Annotated in this window: 16 protein-coding genes; 8 read left to right on the plus strand and 8 right to left on the minus strand. The window is 45.6% G+C overall.

Annotated elements, in window-relative coordinates; translation table 11 throughout:
* Window positions 1-55 precede the first annotated feature (55 nt).
* Genes IEV16_RS06150 through gmk form a run of 3 tightly spaced genes read left to right on the plus strand, consistent with a single transcriptional unit; the run spans window position 56 to window position 2152 of the window.
* Window positions 56-592, plus strand: coding sequence for an outer membrane beta-barrel protein (locus IEV16_RS06150; protein WP_188364807.1), 537 nt, complete (start codon window positions 56-58; stop codon window positions 590-592).
* 57 nt (window positions 593-649) lie between these two features.
* On the plus strand, window positions 650-1516 hold the full coding sequence (locus tag IEV16_RS06155) for a YicC/YloC family endoribonuclease (protein WP_188364808.1): 867 nt from the start codon (window positions 650-652) through the stop codon (window positions 1514-1516).
* A 9-nt stretch (window positions 1517-1525) separates the two neighbouring features.
* Window positions 1526-2152, plus strand: coding sequence for a guanylate kinase (gene gmk / locus IEV16_RS06160; protein ID WP_188364809.1), 627 nt, complete (start codon window positions 1526-1528; stop codon window positions 2150-2152).
* 46 nt (window positions 2153-2198) lie between these two features.
* On the opposite strand, the gene IEV16_RS06165 is transcribed toward gmk, so the two are convergent.
* From IEV16_RS06165 to IEV16_RS06175, 3 genes are all read right to left on the minus strand, one after another.
* Window positions 2199-2603: a hypothetical protein gene (locus IEV16_RS06165; RefSeq protein ID WP_188364810.1), complete on the minus strand. Its 405-nt coding sequence runs from the start codon at window positions 2601-2603 to the stop codon at window positions 2199-2201.
* Window positions 2569-3492 carry a methyltransferase domain-containing protein gene (locus IEV16_RS06170; protein ID WP_188364811.1) on the minus strand — a complete coding sequence of 308 codons (924 nt, stop codon included), beginning with the start codon at window positions 3490-3492 and terminating at the stop codon, window positions 2569-2571. Before IEV16_RS06170 ends, IEV16_RS06165 begins: the two co-directional genes overlap by 35 nt.
* Window positions 3493-3561: 69 nt before the next feature.
* Window positions 3562-6171 (minus strand): TonB-dependent receptor plug domain-containing protein, encoded by a 2610-nt coding sequence (locus IEV16_RS06175; protein ID WP_229728267.1) that lies wholly within the window; start codon window positions 6169-6171, stop codon window positions 3562-3564.
* Between the two features lie 484 nt (window positions 6172-6655).
* On the opposite strand from IEV16_RS06175, the gene rarD reads away from it, so the two are divergent.
* The gene (rarD, locus tag IEV16_RS06180; protein WP_188364812.1) at window positions 6656-7564 is read left to right on the plus strand and encodes an EamA family transporter RarD; all 909 of its coding nucleotides are present in this window, start codon (window positions 6656-6658) and stop codon (window positions 7562-7564) included.
* Between the two features lie 30 nt (window positions 7565-7594).
* The gene (locus IEV16_RS06185; RefSeq protein WP_188364813.1) at window positions 7595-8830 is read left to right on the plus strand and encodes a bifunctional alpha/beta hydrolase/OsmC family protein; all 1236 of its coding nucleotides are present in this window, start codon (window positions 7595-7597) and stop codon (window positions 8828-8830) included.
* Between the two features lie 258 nt (window positions 8831-9088).
* Here IEV16_RS06185 and dtd read toward each other — a convergent pair whose 3' ends face one another.
* The 3 genes from dtd to mutL are packed head-to-tail and all read right to left on the minus strand — an operon-like array spanning window position 9089 to window position 12307.
* Complete coding sequence (gene dtd, locus IEV16_RS06190; RefSeq protein ID WP_188364814.1) at window positions 9089-9526, minus strand: D-aminoacyl-tRNA deacylase; 438 nt, start codon at window positions 9524-9526, stop codon at window positions 9089-9091.
* Window positions 9523-10467 carry a tRNA (adenosine(37)-N6)-dimethylallyltransferase MiaA gene (gene miaA, locus IEV16_RS06195; RefSeq protein WP_188364815.1) on the minus strand — a complete coding sequence of 315 codons (945 nt, stop codon included), beginning with the start codon at window positions 10465-10467 and terminating at the stop codon, window positions 9523-9525. Before miaA ends, dtd begins: the two co-directional genes overlap by 4 nt.
* Window position 10468: 1 nt before the next feature.
* Window positions 10469-12307 (minus strand): DNA mismatch repair endonuclease MutL, encoded by a 1839-nt coding sequence (gene mutL, locus IEV16_RS06200; RefSeq protein ID WP_188364816.1) that lies wholly within the window; start codon window positions 12305-12307, stop codon window positions 10469-10471.
* Between the two features lie 224 nt (window positions 12308-12531).
* Here mutL and argS point away from each other — a divergent pair, with 224 nt between their 5' ends.
* From argS to IEV16_RS06215, 3 genes are read left to right on the plus strand one after another with little or no spacing between them, the layout of a single operon-like run.
* Window positions 12532-14316: an arginine--tRNA ligase gene (gene argS, locus IEV16_RS06205; RefSeq protein ID WP_188364817.1), complete on the plus strand. Its 1785-nt coding sequence runs from the start codon at window positions 12532-12534 to the stop codon at window positions 14314-14316.
* On the plus strand, window positions 14309-14881 hold the full coding sequence (locus IEV16_RS06210; RefSeq protein WP_188364818.1) for an SPOR domain-containing protein: 573 nt from the start codon (window positions 14309-14311) through the stop codon (window positions 14879-14881). Before argS ends, IEV16_RS06210 begins: the two co-directional genes overlap by 8 nt.
* A gap of 1 nt (window position 14882) precedes the next feature.
* Window positions 14883-18275: a PKD domain-containing protein gene (locus IEV16_RS06215; protein WP_188364819.1), complete on the plus strand. Its 3393-nt coding sequence runs from the start codon at window positions 14883-14885 to the stop codon at window positions 18273-18275.
* A gap of 7 nt (window positions 18276-18282) precedes the next feature.
* On the opposite strand, the gene IEV16_RS06220 is transcribed toward IEV16_RS06215, so the two are convergent.
* Together IEV16_RS06220 and clpB are read right to left on the minus strand one after the other, a co-directional pair.
* On the minus strand, window positions 18283-19176 hold the full coding sequence (locus IEV16_RS06220) for a lysophospholipid acyltransferase family protein (RefSeq protein WP_188364820.1): 894 nt from the start codon (window positions 19174-19176) through the stop codon (window positions 18283-18285).
* Between the two features lie 762 nt (window positions 19177-19938).
* Window positions 19939-22509, minus strand: a complete 2571-nt coding sequence (gene clpB, locus IEV16_RS06225) for an ATP-dependent chaperone ClpB (RefSeq protein ID WP_188364821.1) — start codon at window positions 22507-22509, stop codon at window positions 19939-19941.
* Window positions 22510-22555: the final 46 nt, after the last annotated feature.

A 22555-nucleotide genomic window follows, 5' to 3' on the forward strand; every position in this document is an offset into this window, starting at 1 on the left:
GTTTTTACTATTTACGACACAATCTATTCATTTCTTGTGCCTTAGCATCATACTGATGGTTATCACCTTATCATCTTCGGCTCAAACCGAAACCGGACATTCAGGTCTGTACGACGCTGTGGATTATCGTTGGTACTGGAACCCCAATTTTGGCGTGGTCATCCCTGACGATGATTTGCGCCTGAACGAAGCCCATGTGTTTGATATTCGTGTGGGCAAACATTTTAATGACAAATGGGGCATGGAACTGGAGTTGATGCGGGATGAATATGATTTTGATATGGATTTCGATCTCAAGCATTACAGCGCCACCATGAACCTAATCTACACCAACCATGACCCCTTGTGGAAACCCTATTTTCTGGTGGGTGTGGGTGGTATTCGTGCTGATGCCCGTTTTCCCGATAACCAACGCAATGACCTGATTGTCAATCTGGCTGTGGGCGGCTCTTGGTATTTTGTCGGTAACGGTGCCCGCATTCGCTTAGAAGCCCGCAGCCGATTAGACAGTAACAACTCAAAATTGCCCGGTCAGGACGGTTTTGGGGATGCACAATTCACCATTGGATTGATGATTCCAATTGGCGATTAAGTGACTTTCAGGAACATTGTCACTTATAATGAACTTTTTTAAAAAACAAAAACAACTATGCAGTCTATGACCGCCTTTGCGGCACAATCACTTGACACGGATTTGGGCCGCCTGACCTGTGAGATTAAATCTGTCAATCAGCGATTTCTTGACATCACCATCAAATGCCCCGATTTCCTGCGCTCTGCTGAACATGCCCTGCGCAAAACCATCGAAAAAAATCTTGCTCGGGGCAAGGTACTGGTATTTTTAAATTTTTACCCCGGTGAGTCGATGGCACTCAATCGTCTTAAAGTGAACCATGCTTTACTGGATCAGTTACAACATTGTGTCACCGACATCAACAAAACCTTAGGCACGGCCGATGTGCTGCAATTACCGCATTTTATGCAATGGCCGGATGTGATCATTGAAGAACCGGCCGACACCTCACAGTTACAATCTGCCACGCATGCATTAATGGAACAAACCCTGGCTGAATTGGTCGCATCCAGACAACGGGAAGGCCGGGCAATGCACACTGTTTTGACCGATAAATTAGCACAACTCACTTCCATAACCGCTGACATACGCAAACAAGTGCCGGCCATCAACCAGTGTTTATACGATAAAATGCAACAACGCCTGGCTGATCTCGACATTCAAGCCCAGCCCGAACGCTTTGAACAGGAACTGGCTTTGCAGCTGCAAAAAATCGACATTGCAGAGGAACTCGATCGTCTGGATGCGCATGTCACTGAATTTCAGCGGGTTTTGCAATTAGATGAACCGGTGGGACGGCGCATGGATTTTCTGATGCAGGAACTTAATCGAGAGGCCAACACCATTGCCTCCAAGTCGGCATCGGTCACGACCTCAAAAGCAGGCATAGAACTGAAGGTGGTGATTGAACAAATGCGTGAACAAATTCAAAACATCGAATAAGGAAAAACCATGAGTAATCTTGCATTAACCGGCACATTATTTATTGTTTCAGCCCCCTCCGGCACCGGCAAAACATCCCTGGTCAATGCCCTGGTGCGGGACACCAATCACCTCAAACTCTCTATTTCACACACCACAAGACCGCCACGTGACAAAGAAATCGATGGTTATAATTACCATTTTATTGACACCGATAAATTTAAACAGATGCAGCTGGCCGGTGTTTTTATGGAATCAGCCGAAGTATTCGGTAATTTATACGGCACCTCACAGGACGCGGTACAAAAAATGCTGGATGAAGGCCATGATGTTGTTTTAGAAATTGACTGGCAAGGTGCTGAGCAAATTAAAGCCCGCTTCCCTGAAGCCATCAGTATATTTATCTTGCCTCCGAGCATAGAAGCCTTAAAGCAACGCCTCACCAATCGTGGTCAGGATTCAGACGAAGTTATTTCTCATCGCATGGACAAAGCCATCAGTGAACTCAAACACCACGACAAAGCCGACTATCTGGTGGTCAATGATGACTTCGAAGAGGCACTCAAATCCTTAAAAGCCATCGTTAAAGCCAACCGGATGAAAACAGCGAATCAAAAAATAATTATTGACCGGTTGATTAGACAATTATTGAAATAAAAAAACCCGGTATATAACCGAGTTCATAAGCATAGGATTTAATAATTTAATTATTTTTTTCTCCCATGCGCTGGTTTATTGCATTTGACCTTATTCTATCGTGCAATTCTCGACTTTCTTCTCGTTCTTTTTGCTTCTGTTGCTTAGTCGTACAAACTCGTGTTACACGATGAGACCCTGTGATAACACGACGTTCGCACACTACTGATTCGTCATCACCTTGTGCTAATGCTTTAGCAGCATGATCATCTGTATAGAACCTCTTACCACCTTTATCAACTGCAACCACATCATTTGGATTATGGGTACAAGCCGAAACTAAAAAAAGAAAAAACGCCATCGAAATAAAATTCATAATTATTACTAAATTTAAAACAAAAAATTCTATCAAGCATATATTCAAATTAAAAAACCGTTTATTTAATATATCGATATGAATGACCTGCCACATTGGTTCCTTGATAGATAATTGGCTTATCTTCGAGGCATCTAAAACCTACCGAGGATATTTCTTGATTCCATTTTTTATCGGATAGTTTTTGACCGACCTGAACCACGTCATCAGCCCGTAATTTGGCAGCTTTATGTGCCTCTATAAACTTTTTAAGATTATCTTTTTCGTTTTTTATTGTATGATTATTGTTTTTGATAAGCATGGTCAACATTTTTTGCCAGTGTATTAACAAAGTTTGACCATGGAAATTAATGGGCGGTTGATTCTTTTCCACAATGGATAATAGTGTATTTTTTAAGCCATTAGCACTTATTCGAGCGCCAATAAAATCACTTAAAGTGGAAATAATACCTATATCAGAAAGCCATTGATAAATTGACTGTTCAGTTTGCATATACTTGAATACATCACTATCAACACTATGAGAAATAAATGCTAACTCACCACCAAATTGGATAAGATTAAATATGACTTCAGCCGTTATATTTAAGTCAGTGTATTCAAGTCCATATTGGCTCACCACAAGCTGATATTTATCATCAACATGTTTTGCAATATCGGCAAGTGGACAATGACTGATAAAGTCAATCTGCGACCACACTTTCTGAGCCACGTTTTTTTGAATAAATTCTGTATTAATCTCACTGATATCTATCGCTGTAATCTTTATACTTTTATTTTGTTGTAATGCGATTTCTGAAATGATTAAAGCTACGGCACCATTACCCGTACATACATCGAGAACATGATCGCCTGATGATAAATCGTCAACCCGACCTTCCCAGAAGGCATATATTTCTCCATCATAATTTTTTTTAAAATCTGATGGCAGTGATGTTTGTACGCCTGACTTCCAATATTCTGACCAATGGTTACTTTTAGACATAATAATTGTATCTATAAATAAAAAAGGCGTACCGAAGTACGCCCTTTTAACACTAATATCAAACTTCGTTTAGAAAGTTTGGGTATATCTCAGGTAGGTAACACGACCGAAGCCATTGTAAAGATTATAGTCATAATCCTGACCATCTAAGAAGCCCTGACCGATTGGTGGGTATTTTTCACCAACGTTGTTAGCACCTAAAGTGATCTTACCATTCCAAGGAGTGTGGTAATTTAACTGTACATCATGCGTAGTCCATGATCCCACAGCCTCACTAACTGCGTCTTCGTCTTGCGATCCAATATAGTTAATATTGTAGGCAAAACTCCAGTCACCGTATCCAAACAGATTTTGCAATACAGCTCTGTTAGCAGGTGTACCCGGGCTTTCAACTAAATCACGTCCACCATCAACAGATTGATCTAATAAGTGTGAAACCTGTAGATTGCTCGACATAGTTCCACCAAACAGATCATAGTTAACACGCATATTAAAGTCGATACCTGAGGATTCGATAAAACCTTCGTTACCATAACCGGCATAACAAACTGAAACAGAACCATTCGGCGCTCTTTCACAACCTAAACCAGCTGGTAATGGATCACCATTTTCTTGAGCACTTACAATGGTTGGGACACCGAAATACTTGATACGGTTATCAATTTCAATATTCCAATAATCCAAAGTGAAGTTCATCCAATCTAATGGCTCATAAGCAAAACCAAAGGTGTACTGATCAGATTCTTCTGGCATCAAATCAGGATTTGATTGAATATAGGCAGTGACCTGTACTTCACAGTCTGCTGGCTGACCTTGGTTTACACAAGTTCGCTCATCACGCAAGAAAGCTGCAGAGAAAGAGGTTTTTTGTGTTAAAACATCCAAAGTTGGTGCGCGGAAACCTTGACCGTAAGAAGCTCTTAAGGTTAAGTTATCAATCGGTTGCCAGCGGAAAGATGCCTTAGGTGAGAAATTATCACCAAAATCCGAATAATCATCATAACGACCAGCTAAACTAATTTCAAACCCATCATAAACAGGCAACAAAGTTTCAAAGAATACCGAAGTTACGTCACGATTACCACCCGCTGAGTTACCAGCAGAACCACCAACCATGCCTGACTCAGATTGTGGATCGTATTGATCTAAATATTTTTCTTCACGATACTCTGCACCGATAAAGAATTGACCAGGCCCATCAGCCAGCTCAAACATATCGAAAGCCACAGAACCAAAATACTCGTCTTGATCGTATTTGGTGTTTCTGAAAATGGTAATTTTCATCTGATTAAGAACATCTTGTGGTGTGCTGTATGGATCATAAAGTAAGTAGCTACCATCGGCAATAAGTGCATCAGCCACAGATCTTAACAAATAGTTCTTACCGATATCATCTGTTCTGTTATCAGTGGTTCTGACACCAAATTCTACTTCTGCCACTCCGATCTGACCGGTGGTACCAATCTCCATATCCAACATTTGTGTTTTATGCGTGGTGTCACGATTACCCAATGCATCAAACCGGTGCCACCACCAGATACCTTGTGGGCTTAAGCCTAAATTAGGATCATAGATAGGTGAATTGGGGTTGGTTGGGTTATTCGGACTATCTGCCGGCATTAAAACACCGCTACCATCAGCATATGGGCTGTTAGAATCAGGAACCGGTGCATAACGACCAAATGATTCTGCCTGGGTAAATGTTGTGTTTGCCCACACAGACCAGTTATCGTTAACTTGATGCTTGGCTCTGGCATAGAATGATTTATTTTCTGTCGACGCATCATTAGCAGCCGTCAGGTTAAAATCATAGGCACAGCGTTCGCCGGTCAATGAGTTACTATTTGGAACAGTGAAAAATCCAGTTCCAGGAAAATCACAAGCTAAAGTGGTCCAGTTTAAGTCATCTATCGACACTGGATTAAAGGTCGTGAAACTATTACCGTACACAGAAGCACCCTGAGAGACCCAAGGATAATCTCGACCAAATACAATCTCACGGTCATTCCAGGAAACACCGGCCAGAACGTTGGTTGTATCAGAAGATGTACCAAATAAAATTGAACCTTCTTCGCGTTCGCCACCTTTGTTAGGAATTGAAACCTCATAACCACCTAACATGATTTCAGCACCTTGGAAATCAGTACGGGTGATAATGTTAATAACACCACCAATGGCATCTGAACCGTATACCGCAGAAGCACCGTCTGTCAATACTTCAATACGTTCAATGGCACCCATTGGAATGACACTTAAGTTCTGACTTGAACCTGTGGTTGGTGACTTAGGTAAACGACGGCCATCAACCAAAACCAATGTTCTGCTTGAACCCAGACCTCTTAAAGATACATTACTCTCACCTTGCGCTGCATTACCGGATTGTGGTCTGTAAGATCCAGAACTGTTAAAAGTTAAATTTCGAATATAGTCAGCCGCGTTGGACTCACCACTTAATTCAAGTTGTTCACGTGTAATGACGGTAACTGGCAAAGCGCCTTCTACGTCAGAACGTTTAATCCGTGAACCTGTTACAGTAATTTTGCCTTGCTCTTCAACGCTTTGATCATCATCAGTGTCCTGCTGGGCTAAAGCCGCAGTACCTAACGCAGAAGAAGCAACAAAACCTGTCAATAATGCTTTATACACAGCATTAGAAATAGGATTACGTTTCATTTTCATCTAATTGTTCTCCAAATTGTTATCCATGAGTTAACTCAAAAAAATTGCATCTATATAGATTCCCTACATTGCACATACTAACACTTTAATTTTGTAAAAAAAAGACACATTTTATCTTTTTTTACAAAATCTTAACAAAAGTATGACGCATAAATAAGGTCCACTATATGGTCATCAGTACCTTTGAGCACTAATTCTTGACTATTTTCGTGTTAACTTTTCATAAAGTCAAAGCATTTATTTCTTATCTCATAAAAATGAATGCTTTAGGTTGGTTTTTTCGCACCCTTAGGCACATGTACATTTAAATCAATTTACCCGCATTTAAACGTGACCAGTGTCACACTATTAATTATCCTTGCTTCATGCTTGCATAACTATTATTGATAAAAACAATACCCTTTTAAATTTTTTTCGGACAGGTAACTAATTATGCTTAAATGTCTCGATTAAACCATTTAATTTATTCTCCTTGTAACCTGACATGACTGACCAACAAAAAGGCTTTGCCGCGGCGATATTTTGTTTTACTTTTTGGGGCTTTGTGCCGATTTTCTTTAAGTTTATTCAACATGTGCCGGCGTTGACCATTATCGCGCATCGGGTGGTTTGGGGCGGTTTGTTTTTATTGTTGTTTCTGGCGATTCGTGAACGCCATTTATGGGCGGTACTTAAGCTCAACCGACAACTGATGCTGGGCTTATTATTGAGCGGTGCTTTGGTAGTGGGTAATTGGCTGATATTTGTCTGGGCGGTAACTCATGACCAAATTCTCGCCACCTCATTGGGTTATTTTATTAACCCCTTGGTGAATGTGTTTTTGGGCCTGTTGTTTTTGGGCGAGCGCTTAAACAAATGGCAAACCTTGAGTTTAATACTGGCCTGCGCTTCGACCCTCTTTTTAGGTCTGTATCTGAGACAGGCGCCGTGGGTGTCGCTGGCGTTGGCTTTATCCTTTGGGTTTTATGGTTTGGTCCGTAAACGGTTAGATGTCAGACCTTTGATCGGTTTATTTTGGGAAACCGCGATCTGGGCCTTACCGTCCACTGTCTATCTACTGGTCATGCATCAACATCCCGATCATACTTTTACCGGCACCACCTGGCTGTTTTTAATCCTGGCAGGGCTGGTGACGGTTCTGCCACTGATTGGCTTTAATTATGCCGCCAAAAAGCTGACCCTGGTGATTATCGGCTTTATGCAATACATTGCACCGAGTATCAGTTTTATGATTGCGGTGTATTTATATGGTGAGGATTTCACCTTTGGTCATCGGGTGGCATTTGGCGGTATTTGGCTGGCTTTAATTCTCATCAGCTGGCGGCCTCTGTATCAGTTTATCCAACAGCGTTCAAAAGCCCGGGCACTGGCAAAGCGCCACCATATTCAGTAAACTCTTTACATTTCAACCAGAACAAGCACCATGTCTGAAAAACATATTAAAGTCACTTTTCAGGGCAGTCAGGGCGAACTGGTCGGTTTATTAACACGGCCGGAAAAACCCAAAGCTTATGTCCTGTTTGCCCATTGTTTTACCTGCGGCAAAGACGTTAAAGCCGCTTCTTACATTTCCAGGGCTTTGGCTGCTTTGGGTTTTGCTGTTTTACGTTTTGATTTCACCGGTCTGGGCGGATCAGATGGTGAATTTGCCAACACCAATTTCAGTTCTAATGTGGAGGACCTAATTGCCGCAGCCAATTTTCTGCGCGACGAATACCAGGCACCGCAGGTTGTGATTGGTCATTCTTTTGGTGGCACGGCCGTACTCAGTGCAGCCGACAAAATCCCCGAAGCCGAAGCCCTGGTGACCATTGCTTCTCCGGCTGAAGCTGATCACATTGCCCATTTAATTGACAACAAAATACCCGAAATTGAAGCCCAGGGCTCAGCGCAGGTGAACATCAGCGGCCGCCCCTTTAACATTAAAAAACAGTTTATCGAAGACTGGGAAAAACATGGTACGGAACATATTGGCCGGTTAAAAAAGGCCTTGCTGGTGATGCATTCACCGATTGACACCGTGGTATCGATTGATGAAGCGGCCAAAATTTTTAAAGCCGCCAAGCACCCGAAAAGCTTTTTTGGCCTTGACGGTGCCGATCATCTATTAACCCGGCAGGAAGATGTGGATTATGCCGCCGGTATCATCAGTGGTTTTGTGGCTAAGTTTATCGGTAAAACCGCCGCCAAACCTAAACCGACCACCTCAGAACAAGGCAATCGGGATCTATCAGCAGGCCAGGTTCAGGTGCAAGAAGACAACCACAAATTCACCTGTCGTGTGTCCACCGACAACCACAGCTGGCTGGCCGATGAACCGGAAAAAGTCGGTGGCGATAATCGCGGTCCTGATCCCTATGCTCATTTACTGGCGGCATTGGGTGCCTGCACCGTGATGACCCTACGGATGTATGCCAATCATAAAGACTGGCCACTTAAAGATTGCATTGTGACTTTACAGCACAGCCGCGAACATGCTGAAGACTGTGAAGATTGTGATAATAAGTCTGCAAAAATTGATGTCATAAGTCGGCAGATTAAGATTGTCGGTGATGAATTAGATGATGAGCAACGCGCGCGGCTGATGGAAATCGCCGACCGTTGTCCGGTGCATCGGACCTTGCATAATAAAATTGATATTCGGTCGGAAGCGATTTAGGTAGATAAGTCCTAATTATGAAAAGCTTCGCTTTTATATGCTGCGCATATTGGGTCTCCGGGTCGGTGCCCGAAGACGTCGCAAATTTTTAAACTTAAATTATTTACCGCGACGCATTCGGGTTTGACCCGGATGCCCAATCGCTACCAAGTCCAATTTAACGCGATACACCGACCTCCATGTAGGCGAGTTCAAGAAGTAAACAAAAGCGTAGCTTTTCATCAAACCTTAAATAAACTTCTAGAGGCCTCTATTAACTCAACTCTGCAGCCAGAACGTCACCGGACCGTCATTCACTAACGACACCTGCATATCGGCGGCAAATTCGCCGGTGGCAATTTTGAGTTCGGTTTTTCGGGCTTGTTGACATAAATAATTAAACAAGCGTTCACCATCTGCGGGTGAGGCACCGGATGAGAAACTCGGCCTCAGGCCTTTTTGGGTGTTAGCGACCAATGTGAATTGCGACACCAGCAGTAATTCACCTTCGATGTCATTCAGGGATAAATTCATCTTACCATTGTCATCGCTAAAAATTCGATAACTGATTATTTTTCGCAACAAAGCATCGGCATGTTGTTCGCCGTCGTCTTTTTCAACGCCAATTAACGCCAGGATGCCTTGACCAATTTGACCAATAGTTTCGCCGTTTACATCGACTTGAGCCTGTTTGACCCGCTGAATTAATGCAATCATAATACGTATTCCCCGACCCGTTGATCCAGTGTTTGTAAGTAATCACGTTTGGTCGGATCCAGCCAGATGGCATCGCGTTCTTTACGCAACCAGGTGATTTGCCGTTTGGCCAACTGGCGAGTGGCGACAATGCCTTTAAAAACAAACGCATCGTAATCTGTTTCGCCGTTGAGGTGCTCGATGGCCTGGCGATAGCCCACTGAGCGCATGGCCGGTAAATCGGCGTGATTGCGCTCATCAGCCAGTAAAGCTTTAACTTCATCTAAAAAACCCTGATTTAACATTTGCTTAAAACGTTGTTCAATGCGCTGATGTAGGACCGCGCGGTCTTTGGGCGCAATAATTATTTTTAATGGTTTGGCCGCTAAACTTTGTTCGCTGTCCTGGGCATACAGTTCGGTTAGGGTTTGACCGGTGATTTCATAGACTTCTAACGCCCGGCTTAAACGCTGACTGTCATTGGCATGAATCCGTTCGGCACTGTCCGGATCAATTTCTTGTAAGCGTTGATGCAGAGCCGGCCAGCCTTTTTCAGCCGCCTGTCGGGCGATGTCAGCGCGGATGCTTTCATCGGCTGACGGCAGTGATGAGAGTCCTTGCTGCAAGGCCTTATAGTACAACATGGTACCACCGGCCAGAAGCGGAATACGATTGTTCTGCCAGCTTTGTTGCATCAACGCTTTGGCATCATCCTGAAAATCTGAGGCCGAATACGGCTGCCACGGCTCACGAATATCAATCAGGGCATGAGGCGCTCGCTGTAAGGTCTTTACATCGGGCTTAGCGGTACCGATATCCATACCGCGGTACACCAGCGCTGAATCCACCGAAATAATATCGGCCCGGTGCTGTTCATGCAGGCGAATGGCGGCCTCGGTTTTACCGGCAGCAGTGGGACCCATCAGAAAAATAGCGGGTTGTTGCGATGGCTCAGTGAGCATGCTATTGACCACGCAAAAATAACTTATCCAGTTGTTTCATATCCAGTTGCGTCCAGGTGGGTCGGCCGTGGTTACATTGATCTGAGCGCAGGGTGTTTTCCATGTCCCGTAATAAGGCGTTCATTTCCATTAAGGTTAATTGGTGATTGGCCCGCACCGAACCATGGCAAGCCATGGTCGAGAGAATTTCATTGATGGCGGCTTCAATTTTTGTGCTGGTACCCAGCGCCACCATTTCAGATAAAACATCTTTCAATAATTCTTCGACATTAGCTTGTGCCAGAATCGCCGGGACTTTGCGCACTGTTAAACTTTCTTCACCGGTGACAGTTATCTCAAAGCCCAGGTGTGAAAACCAATCGCTCTGCTCTTCCACCACAGCCACTTCACGGGCACTGACATTGAGCTGAATCGGCACCAGTAATTTCTGGTTTTTCAGCTGATCATCGGCAAAACGCTGCTTCATCCGCTCATACAAAATCCGCTCATGGGCGGCATGCATATCGACAATAATCAGGCCCTGTTTATTTTCGGCCAGTATAAAGACGCCGTGAATCTGGGCTTTGGCGTAGCCCAGTGGCGGGATGTCTTCATCCTGTGCCTGATCAGGCAGACTTTGATGTGGGCTGTGATTATTTTGACTGGCATAATTATATGCATTTTCCGCCATCGGGCTTTGCCGGTCTTTAGCAACTATTTGCTGCAGATAGTTAAGGCTACTTTGGGGGCTTGAACCACTGCGCTGGCCACCACTGTAACCACCGCCAAAAGCCATGCGGTTTTGCACCGGCGTCGGTTCAAAGGATTGGCCGGAGGATTCTGTTGCGCGGGTTTGTTCCTGCATCCGTGCCGGTGCCAGGGTCTGATGAATGGCACCAAAAATAAAATCATGCACCAGACGGGTGTCACGGAAACGCACTTCGTGTTTAGTGGGATGGACATTGACATCCACCAGTTCAGGATTGAGGTTCAAGTACAACACAAAAGCCGGGTGACGGCCATGAAATAAAACATCCTGATAGGCCTGGCGGATGGCGTGGGCCACCAGTTTATCCTTAATCACACGGCCGTTAATAAAAAAGAACTGGCGATCGGCCCGCGCACGGTTCCAGTTGGGTTTCGCCACCCAGCCGGAAATTTTTAAATCGCCACGCTGATGCTCAATATGCAGCGCCTGCTCCATAAAGTCTTTACCACAGAGCTGGCTTATGCGCTGATGAATCAAAGGCTCATCATCGCCAGCCTGGGCGTGACGAACTATTTGACCGTTATGCGCCAAACGAAAACCCACATCAAAACGTGACAAACTCAATTGTTTTATCAGTTCATCAATACGCAAAAATTCCGTGCGGTCGGTTTTTAAAAACCGGCGTCTGGCCGGGGTGTTATAGAATAAATCGGTGACTTCTACCGTGGTGCCGGGTGGATGTGATGCCGGTTCAGGCCCGCTGATTTGGCCGCCGTCGCTGCGAATACAATAGGCCATATCCGCTTCAGCCTGTTGTGATGTTATTTTAAAACGACTCACTGAAGCAATACTCGGCAAGGCTTCTCCGCGAAAACCCAGAGAACCCAGATGTTCTAAATCATACAAAGAATCAATTTTACTGGTGGCGTGGCGCTCAATGGCCAAGGCCAATTCATTTTTAGCTATTCCCTGGCCGTTGTCAGTGATTTTTATGCTTTTTTTACCACCGGTTTGAACATCAATGGTAATCCGTGTGGCACCGGCGTCCAGTGCATTTTCCACCAGTTCTTTGACCACCGAAGCCGGTCGCTCCACCACTTCACCGGCGGCAATTTGATCGATTAATTGATTGGGTAATATTTGGATAGGCATGGGTTCTATTTTAGCGGTTTTATGCACCACTGACCAGATTAAAGCGCACGTCCTTGGGTCCACATTGATAAAGGCTTGTCATGTTCGGAGAAAGAATCACGCATCACGACCCGCTTTGGCGATTTAGAACACAACACATAATGCTTGTGTAAATACTTTAACATGGTGACAGCTGTGTCAAAGTGTTAAAATGGTGCACTTTTCAGCCCACCGGAACCTATAGAATGATCGGTCATATTCAGGAATTGATTGAAAATGCCATAGAGCATTTAACCCAACGCGATGCCATTGAATTAGATTCATTGCCACCGATACATGTGGAACGCGCCCGCAATCCCGAGCACGGAGATTATGCTTCAAACATTGCCATGGTGCTGCAAAAACAACTCAAACAACCGCCCCTGGCGATTGCCGAAATGATTGTTGAGGCCATGAATCAGTCCAAACACATCAGCGGTGTGGAAGCGGTTAAACCCGGTTTTATTAACTTCACTTTGACCGAAAATTGCCGTTTACAAATCATTCGAAAAATTCTTGAGCACAAAGAACATTTCGGCACCAATGACATCGGTAAGGATCAACATGTAACGGTTGAATTTGTCTCCGCCAATCCCACCGGTCCTCTGCATGTGGGTCACGGACGTGGGGCAGCTTATGGATCCAGTCTGGTGAATATTCTAAAAAAATCCGGATTCAAGGTACATGCGGAATATTATGTTAATGACAACGGCCGGCAAATGGACATTCTGGCCACCTCCGTGTGGCTGCGCTATCTGGAATTATGTGGTGACCAGCTGCGCTTCCCTGACAACGGCTATCAAGGCGATTATATCGTCGACATTGCCCGCAAAATCCGGGCTAAGTTTGGTGATGATTTGCGCGTTGAGGTGAATCAAATATTTGATCAGGTGAGCAAAGATGAATCCCAGGGCGGCGATAAAGAGGCGCACATCGATGATGTGATTCAAAACAGCAAAAATTTGCTGAATGACAATTATCAAAAAGTATTCCAGATGGCACTTAAACAAATTCTGGGCGGCATTCAGGAGGATTTAGAGGATTTTAATGTCTATTTTGATGAGTGGTTTTCCGAGAAAAAGCTGCATCAGTCTGATTGGATTGAACGCGCCATGCAACGTCTTAAAGACGGCGAACATGTGTATAAAAAAGATGGTGCCTGGTGGTTTAATGCCAGCTATTTTGGTGATGACAAAGACCGGGTTTTGATGCGAGAAAATGGTCAAAAAACCTATTTTGCCTCTGATGTGGCTTATCTCATGCATAAAATGGAACGCGGCTATGACCGCGCCATTTATATTTTTGGTGCCGATCACCACGGCTATATCGGCCGTTTAAAAGCCGCGGCCAAAGCCCTTGGTTATGACGCCGATAAGGTGGACATTCAGCTGGTGCAGTTTGCCAATTTATTTAAGGGTAAAGAAAAACTCAAAATGAGTACCCGCTCGGGTAGCTTTATCACCTTAAAAACACTGGTGGATGAAGTCGGTACGGATGCGGCACGCTATTTTTATGTGATGCGCTCCCATGATCAGCACCTGGACTTTGATTTACAACTGGCTAAAAGCCAGACCAAAGACAATCCGGTGTTTTATATTCAATACGCCCACGCCCGTATATGCAGTGTTTTCAGACAACTGGATGCCCAGAATATGCCGTATAATGAAGAAATTGGCCTGGTCAACTTAAAACTTCTCAGCAGTGAGCACGAAAAAGCCCTGATTCGCCAATTGTCGATGTACGCCGAAACCATCGCCAAAGCGGCCACCAGTTACCAGGTGAACACCCTGGCCAATTACCTCAAAGACCTGGCACAGGCTTTTCACCAGTTTTATGCACACTGTAAAGTTCAGGGCGATAACGAAGATTTACGCAATGCCCGGTTAAACTTATGTTCGGCCACACGTTATGTTCTGGCTGACGGTTTGGCGCTGATCGGCTCATCAGCACCGACTGAAATGCACAGTGAGGATTTTGATCACGATGACTAAACGCAAAACCACCCGCAAAAAAACCGCCCGCACCGCCGGACGCAAACGTCCTGTGCCCGGCTGGATTATTTTATCCAGCGGGGTTTTATTCGGCTTGTTGCTTGCCGTTATTATCTATGCCAACGGCTGGGTGCCCGAGCCGGTTAAAAATACCGACAAACCCACCCCTAATGAAACTGTCCAGCAACCGGTGGAAGATGTCTCTGAGCATGTGGCCAAACGCGCCAATAATTATGACTTTTATACGGTGTTACCGGAAATGGAAGTGGTGATTCCCAAAGAAGATATTGCCCGGGAAGCGGCGCAGAAAAATCAGAATTATCAGTATATTTTACAAGTGGCCTCATTCAAAAACAAAGCCGATGCCGAGGCCCTGAAAGCCAAAATTGCTTTCAGCGGACAGATTGCCTATATTCAAACCATTGATGTTAATAACACCTTATGGCACCGGGTGCGGGTCGGGCCTTTTGACTCCGGTCGCGAAGCCGACAAACAAAAACGGGCCATCGAAAAAATGGGTCAACGGGTGTTGATGTTAAAAGAAACCACCGACGAGGTCGAATAACATGAAAAATAAAATCTTTTCATATTTTTTAATTATCACCAGTTTTAATTTATGGGCTTTTGAGCACATTAAATTACCGGCCGTTGAGTCGCCATCATTAAAACAATCTTCCGTTAAAAACGACGGCCCATTGAAATATGCCTTGAGCACACCATCAGAAACCTTAAAACAATCCGGTCTCTCTGCTCAACAAGTCAACTGGACACGCCAAGCCGATGGTTTCATGGCGTACACGCTAAAACTTACGGCCGATTATGCCACCAGTATAAATGTGGGTATGCGCGACTTTTTCTTGCCGCCGTCAGCCGAATTGTGGGTTTACAACAATGATAAAAGTATCCTGCGCGGCCCTTACTCCGATCGGTATAATCCACGAAACGGTTACTTTTGGGTGGGTGATATGCCGGGTGACCATATCTACCTGACATTTACCGTTAAATCTAACGAACAAAAATATCTGTCATTTAATATAGACCAGGTATCACGTGGATTTTACGCCTATTGGAAAAACCCGACAGGAAACAGTCTGAAAAGCGGCAGCTGTAATGTGGATGTGGCGTGCCCCGAAGGTGATAACTGGCGGCCTGAAATCAGCAGTGTGGGTCAATACAGTTTTCAGATTCCGGGAGAAGGTGGTTATGTTTGTACCGGACAACTGATTAATAACACCGCACAAAATGGCCAGCCCTATTTCTTAACCGCATCCCATTGCGGTTACACCGACCGCAGCAGCAATGATCAAGACAGTGTTGCGGCTTCGGTCAATATTATCTGGAATTACGAATCACAAACCTGTCGCACACCGGGTTCAGGCAGCAGCGGCACACCCATTAACAATGGCACTTTTAATCAACGACAAGCCGGCTCCACCCTGGTGGCACATAATCCTTTGAGCGATTTTGCTTTGTTATTATTGAATCAAACGCCACAAACAAGCTATGACATTCAATACACCGGCTGGGACCGCAGTGACACGGCGTTTGATGGTGCCGTAGCGATTCATCATCCATCCGGCCATGCGAAAAGAATCAGCTTTGAAAATGATGCGCTCAAAATAACCGGTTATCTGCAAAACAGTGGCGGCGGGTCAACCCATTTACGGGTTGTTGATTGGGACCTCGGCACCACTGAAGGCGGATCGTCCGGATCAGGATTATGGAATGAAAATTACCATTTGGTTGGCCAGCTCCATGGCGGTTATGCTTCATGCGGAAACAATTCTTCAGATTGGTACGGTCGTTTCTACCATTCATGGGATAAAGGCAGTACCCCTGAAAACCGACTCAAAGACTGGCTCGATCCCATAGACAGCAGGCAAATGACCTTAGACACCACCGGCCGCTGTGAAGCACCGTCGGTGACCATCAATCCTCCAAGCGCACTTAAAGTGGGGGAAACCGCTGAATTTTCAGCCACTGTCTCAGGCGGCAGCGGTGGTTACAGTTATCAATGGGATATTAATGGTGACGGTCAAATAAATGGTCATGGCGCCACCATCAAAACCCAATACCATGAGGCTTATGTCGGCAATATAACGCTGACCGTCAAGGACGACAGTGGCTGTCAGGCCGTAGATTCCCGTGCCGTGATTGTTGAGTCACCGGATATTCAGGTTCAAGGCCAGCCCACCTTATCTCAGGTCTGTGGCAACAACGATAATAACATTGATCCGGGTGAGCGTTGGAAAGCACTATTGACCATCAAAAATGTCGGTGATATGACCGCTCGAGACAGTTACCTGATGTTTAAAACCGCCTTAAATTATGGCAACCAGACCACGGACAATGATGGCAATGCTTTTCAAAGCTGTGATCTGCAATACATTCACATTAACCAGTCCGCCAACCTCAAACCCTGGGTAAAACAGTGGGCTAACTACAATGCGGATGATATGGGTAACGCTGTTATTCAACTCAACACGCCGTTTAAACATTATGGTCAAACCGTCAATACACTGGTGGCATCCACCAACGGTTACCTCAGCACCAACCCCAATGCCGAAGGTGTGGATTATAGTAATGATTGTCCCTGGCCGGCCACTGCAGACTATGATTCAGGTGGACGGATTGCGCCGCTGCATGATGATTTACAGGGTTCAACTTTCTACCATAAATATTTTGCTGATTGTCCCCGTGAATCAGAAACCGATACCGACGCCTGTGACGTGTTTACCTGGCACGGTGCCGATATTATTGATACTTATGCCAAAGAAAGCACCCGTTTTCAGGCCATACTTTACCCTGAAACCTCCCAATGGGTTTTTCAATATCCCGATAATTTTGTCCAAACCGCTTATGCCAGCATCGGTATGCAAAACCACAACGCGGATGATGCCTTATTGGTGGGATGTAACACACCCAACATCATCCCTGCAGGGCAATCCGTTTGTCTTTTCAACAAAAACCACAACCCCATAACCAATCAGGAAACCTTTATTGAGCTGGTAACCCCTGTGGTGGCAACCGGTAACTTAACCACTAACCAATCCCGCCAGATTTCTGTAGAATTTGAAGTGGACAGTGATGCCGAGTGTGGCCAAAACCACAGCATTGATTTGCTCGCAGCCATTTATGATGAAGGTTTTAACCCAGGTCAAGAAAGCGTTATTCAAATCCCCATGGCCACATCTGGCCAGTGTCAGACCGTTAGCAGCTGTTCTGTGAACGATGCCAACAGCGTTCAACCCAAAACCGGGCTGTGGTGGAACCCCGGGAGAACCGGACATGGCACCGATATCCATGTGATGAATAATAACCGGCTGCTGTACACACGCTACAGCGGTGACAACAACGGCGACCCGGTGTGGTATGTGGCCGATAAAGACGAATCCGGTCATAACCTGTTCTACAACGACATCGGCCGGGTGAATTTTCCGGGCGGGTTTACAAGCGGTCAACGACAAAACAACCTGGTGGGTTGGTCTCACACCTATTTTTTAGATGCAGAACACGCCTTACAATACCGACAAATCGACGGCCGGGTTTTTGCAGAAAAATTTGAGTATCAGCATCTGGACACCCAAGCCACCATCAACCAACACACCGGTCATTACTACACCCCTAACGAATCGGGCTGGGGTCAATCGGTGGTCACTGAAGGGCGTTATCGGGTCGTTGTCAGCTATTTATACGACAACCAGGGCAACCCCTACTGGACTTACGCCAGCGGTCTGAATGACAATTCGACCCTCACCGCCGGCCATTTTAAAACCTTTTGTGATCACTGCCCCTGGGTTGAACCTGATGCCGAAGCTGTGGGAGAATTGAATATGGAATTTAACGGTCAAATAGATGGTTACATTAACTTCTACGACATTCAATATCCGACCAACACCCAACAGCCCAAAGTCATCTGGGAACGTAATGAATTACCAATCGTCAACCGTAATCAGTAACTAAGAATCACTTATTTGACGGTTGCTCCGGTAACAGATAGGGATTTTGCCCGGATGGCTGAATACTGAAGCGTTTATAAGTCCACTGATATTGTGCCGGATGAATAGCCACCAGGCGGGCAATGTCCCGGTTTAAGGCAGCCACCGATTGTGGCGTATGCGCGTAAATACCGGGATCGGCAGACCTGAAATGAATCACAAAACCATCTGTCTGCCGTTCCGCCACCGCCAGAACCACCGGCGCCCGGGTTTTTTGCGCGATTTTAGAAAATAAGGTCATGGTATAAGCCGGGTGGCCCATAAAATCTACATAAACACCTTGACCGGATTTGGGTTGCTGATCGGGCAATACCGCCATAATGCCTTTGTCTTTGAGTTGCTGCAGCATGGTACGAACGCCTTTGCCATCAGCGGTAATTTGTTTGGCACCGCCTTGTCCACGGTATTTCAATAATAACTGCTCAATTTTCGGATCACCGGGCGGCTTATACAAAAAAGCAAAATCATCATAGCGTGACAACCATAGATTTAACACCTCCCAATTACCAAAATGCGGTGCCGCCAGAAGCACGCCCCGGCCTTGCGCCAGGGCATCATCCAGAATATGTTGGCCTTTAACCGATTTAATTAAGCCCGGGAATTGATCCGGATAACGCCGCCACACCACCCCCAGTTCACACACCGCTTTCAGGGTTTCAGCCAGACTGTATCTGGCCAGCTGTTGTTGCCGCTCAACCGACATATCCGGATAACACAATCGGATATTGGTCAAAGCAATACGCCGCTGCTTAGCCGAAAGCCGCCACACCAAAGCCGCCAAGCCCCGCGCCAGTCGATGACTGCCTGATAAGGACAATAAACCATTGAGTTTAATAATAAAGTGAAAAAGAAAAGCACGCATGGGGGCATTATAAAATAATTAGATACATTTCTGTGACTGCGTCACGACTCAAAACCCCCATCTTTTATTTAAAGCAAAAAAAAACCACCGTCACCGAAGTGACAGCGGTCAATATGCGAAGGCCCCAAACACAAGGACTTCTTCCATTACCCCGAGAGTGGACATCCGTTTCCCGGTTATGACTCCCTGTTCATAACCGTTCGATCCTCCGTGGATCGCTCCTTTTGTGCATCATTGCAACAAACCATCCTTTGTCGTCATCCATGTCCGGTATTATCTGCCTGAGTAATTGATTTTTCTGTCCATAAATTCTGAAACCCATGTCAATAATTTCCTACAAGCAGTTTTCGTACCTTGCGATAATAACAAAATGTCATTATCGGACTTGGTCACTACCTCGTCCATTTTATCGTGACGGACCTACTTCGATTTGCATGGATGCAAGGAATGCAGAGACTGTCTGGAACAATAACTGCCTGTAGTCCACCCGAGTATCTCAGCCAGTTGGTAATTCGTTTAAGCTTTATGAATAAAGTGCCACAGGGAAACAAAACCTCTCACTAACTGGTAAAAATTTTTAATCTGTTTTTATACTCGGTCGTTCTCGGACGAAGATCCAAGAGTGACTGTCAATTCTCGTGCTATTTAAAAATTAACAGATCTTCATGAGATCCTCGGGTCAAAGCCCGAGGATGACAAACTTTGCGTCTTACAAAAGTTTAAGACAGAGACGCCCGGATCGGACGTCTCTTTAAAGAACGGTTACTGAACCTGGAAGGTCAGTTGTTGGTCGGCCACATCCACCTGAATGGTTTGGCCGGGGTTAATTTCACCGGCCAGCAGTTTCTGTGCCAGCGGGTTTTCCAATTCATCCTGAATCGCCCGTTTTAAAGGCCTCGCGCCATAGACCGGATCAAAACCGACACGACCCAGAAAATCCAGCGCGGCTTCGCTGACTTCGAGTTTAATGTCTTTCACCAGTAAGCGTTTTTTAACCCGATTGACCTGCAGGCCGGCAATTTGTCGAATTTGTGCCTGTTTCAGTGGGTGGAACACCACAATGTCATCGACTCGGTTAATAAATTCCGGCCTGAAATGTCCGCCGACAATTTCCATCACTGCAGACTTGATGTCTTCGTAATCGTCGTTGATTTTCTGTTGAATGACGTCTGAACCCAGATTCGATGTCATGATAATAATGGTGTTTTTAAAGTCCACCGTGCGGCCCTGTCCATCGGTTAAGCGGCCATCATCTAATACCTGCAATAAGATATTGAACACATCGGGGTGGGCTTTCTCCACCTCATCCAACAGTATCAATGAATACGGTTTACGCCGTACGGCTTCAGTGAGATAACCGCCTTGGTCATAGCCAACATACCCGGGAGGCGCACCGATTAAACGTGCCACCGAATGCTTTTCCATAAACTCCGACATATCGAGGCGGATAATGGCGTCTTCGGTGTCAAACATAAACTCAGCCAGGGCTTTGGTCAGTTCGGTTTTACCGACACCGGTGGGCCCTAAAAACAGGAAAGAACCGGTGGGGCGATTGGGGTCAGATAAACCGGCGCGGGAACGGCGAATGGCATCGGCCACCGCATCCACCGCTTCATCCTGACCAATCAGGCGTTTATGAATGCTTTCTTCCATTTGCAGCAACTTTTGTTTTTCACCGGCCATCATTTTGTTTACCGGAATACCGGTCCACATGGACACGATTTCGGCAATTTCATTTTCGGTGACTTTATTGCGCAATAATTTAAACTGGCTCATATCCACATCGGTGGCCTGGGCGATTTGTTTTTCCAGTTTTGGAATCGTGCCGTATTGTAATTCAGACATTTTGGCCAGGTCGCCGGCCCGCTTTGCTGCTTCAAAGTCCGCTTTGGCCTTTTCTAAGGATTCTTTTAAATGGGTGGTGCCCTGCACCGCGGCTTTTTCGGAGGTCCAGATTTCTTCTAAATCGGAATACTCCCGCTCCAGTTTGGCGATGTTTTCATCCAGTTCTTTAAGGTGTTTTTTAGAACCTTTGTCTTTTTCACGCAGTAAGGTTTCGCGTTCCATTTTCATCTGGATTAATCGCCGCTCCACGCGGTCCATTTTGTCCGGTTTGGAATCAATTTCCATGCGAATGCGACTGGCCGCCTCATCCATTAAATCAATGGCTTTATCGGGCAAATTTCGATCGGTGATATAACGGTGCGATAAGGTGGCGGCGGCAATAATCGCGGGATCAGTAATTTCCACCGCATGATGCACCTCGTAACGTTCATTTAAGCCACGCAAAATGGCAATGGTGTCTTCCACCGACGGTTCATCAACGAAGACTTTTTGAAAACGCCGCTCTAAGGCTTTGTCTTTTTCAATGTGCTCGCGGTATTCATCCAGCGTGGTGGCACCGATACAATGCAATTCACCCCGGGCTAAAGCCGGTTTCAACATATTGCCGGCATCCATGGCGCCTTCAGCGGCACCGGCACCGACCATGGTGTGTAGCTCGTCGATAAATAAAATCACCTGGCCTTCTTGTTTGCTCAAGTCTTTTAGCAACGCTTTTAACCGTTCTTCGAACTCACCGCGGTATTTGGCACCGGCAATCAAAGCGCCGAGGTCTAAAGACAATAATCGCTTACCTTTGACACCTTCGGGAACTTCGTTGTTGACAATGCGCTGGGCCAGACCTTCGACAATGGCGGTTTTACCGACACCGGGTTCTCCGATAATCACCGGATTGTTCTTGGTGCGGCGTTGCAAAATCTGAATGGTGCGGCGAATTTCGGCATCCCGGCCAATAATCGGGTCGATCTTGGCCGCTTCAGCGCGGGCCGTTAAGTCAATGGTGTATTTTTCCAGCGCCTGGCGGTTTTCTTCCGCCCCTTGATCGCTGACTTGTTCACCACCCCGGATGCTGTCGATGGCCGCTGCAATATTTTGCTCACTGGCACCGGCTTTTTTTAGTAGTTGTGCGGTGGTATCCGACGATTGCATTAAAGCCAAAGCAAACAACTCCGAGGCGATGTATTGATCACCCCGTTGTTGCGCCAACTTATCGCAGATATTCAGCACCCGATTGAGGTTATTGGACAAACCCACATCACCCGGTCCACTGACGGTCGGCATCAGGCTAATGGTGTTATCCAGCTCTTGTTGCAGTTGATTCAGGTTCACCCCGGCTTTTGTCAGCACGTGTTTCAGGGATGAGTTTTGTTGTTGCAGCATGGCTTGAAGCACATGCGCGGATTCAATCATATTATGATCTTGACCCACGGCAATGGATTGGGCTTCACTCAAGGCCTGCTGAAAATTCGTTGTTAATTTATTGGTATTCATGGTTCTGATAAATCTTTTAAACTGGTACTTTAATGGGGATTAATAG

It is taken from the genome of Marinicella pacifica (genome assembly GCF_014636635.1).
GTDB classification, from domain to species: Bacteria; Pseudomonadota; Gammaproteobacteria; order Xanthomonadales; family Marinicellaceae; genus Marinicella; species Marinicella pacifica.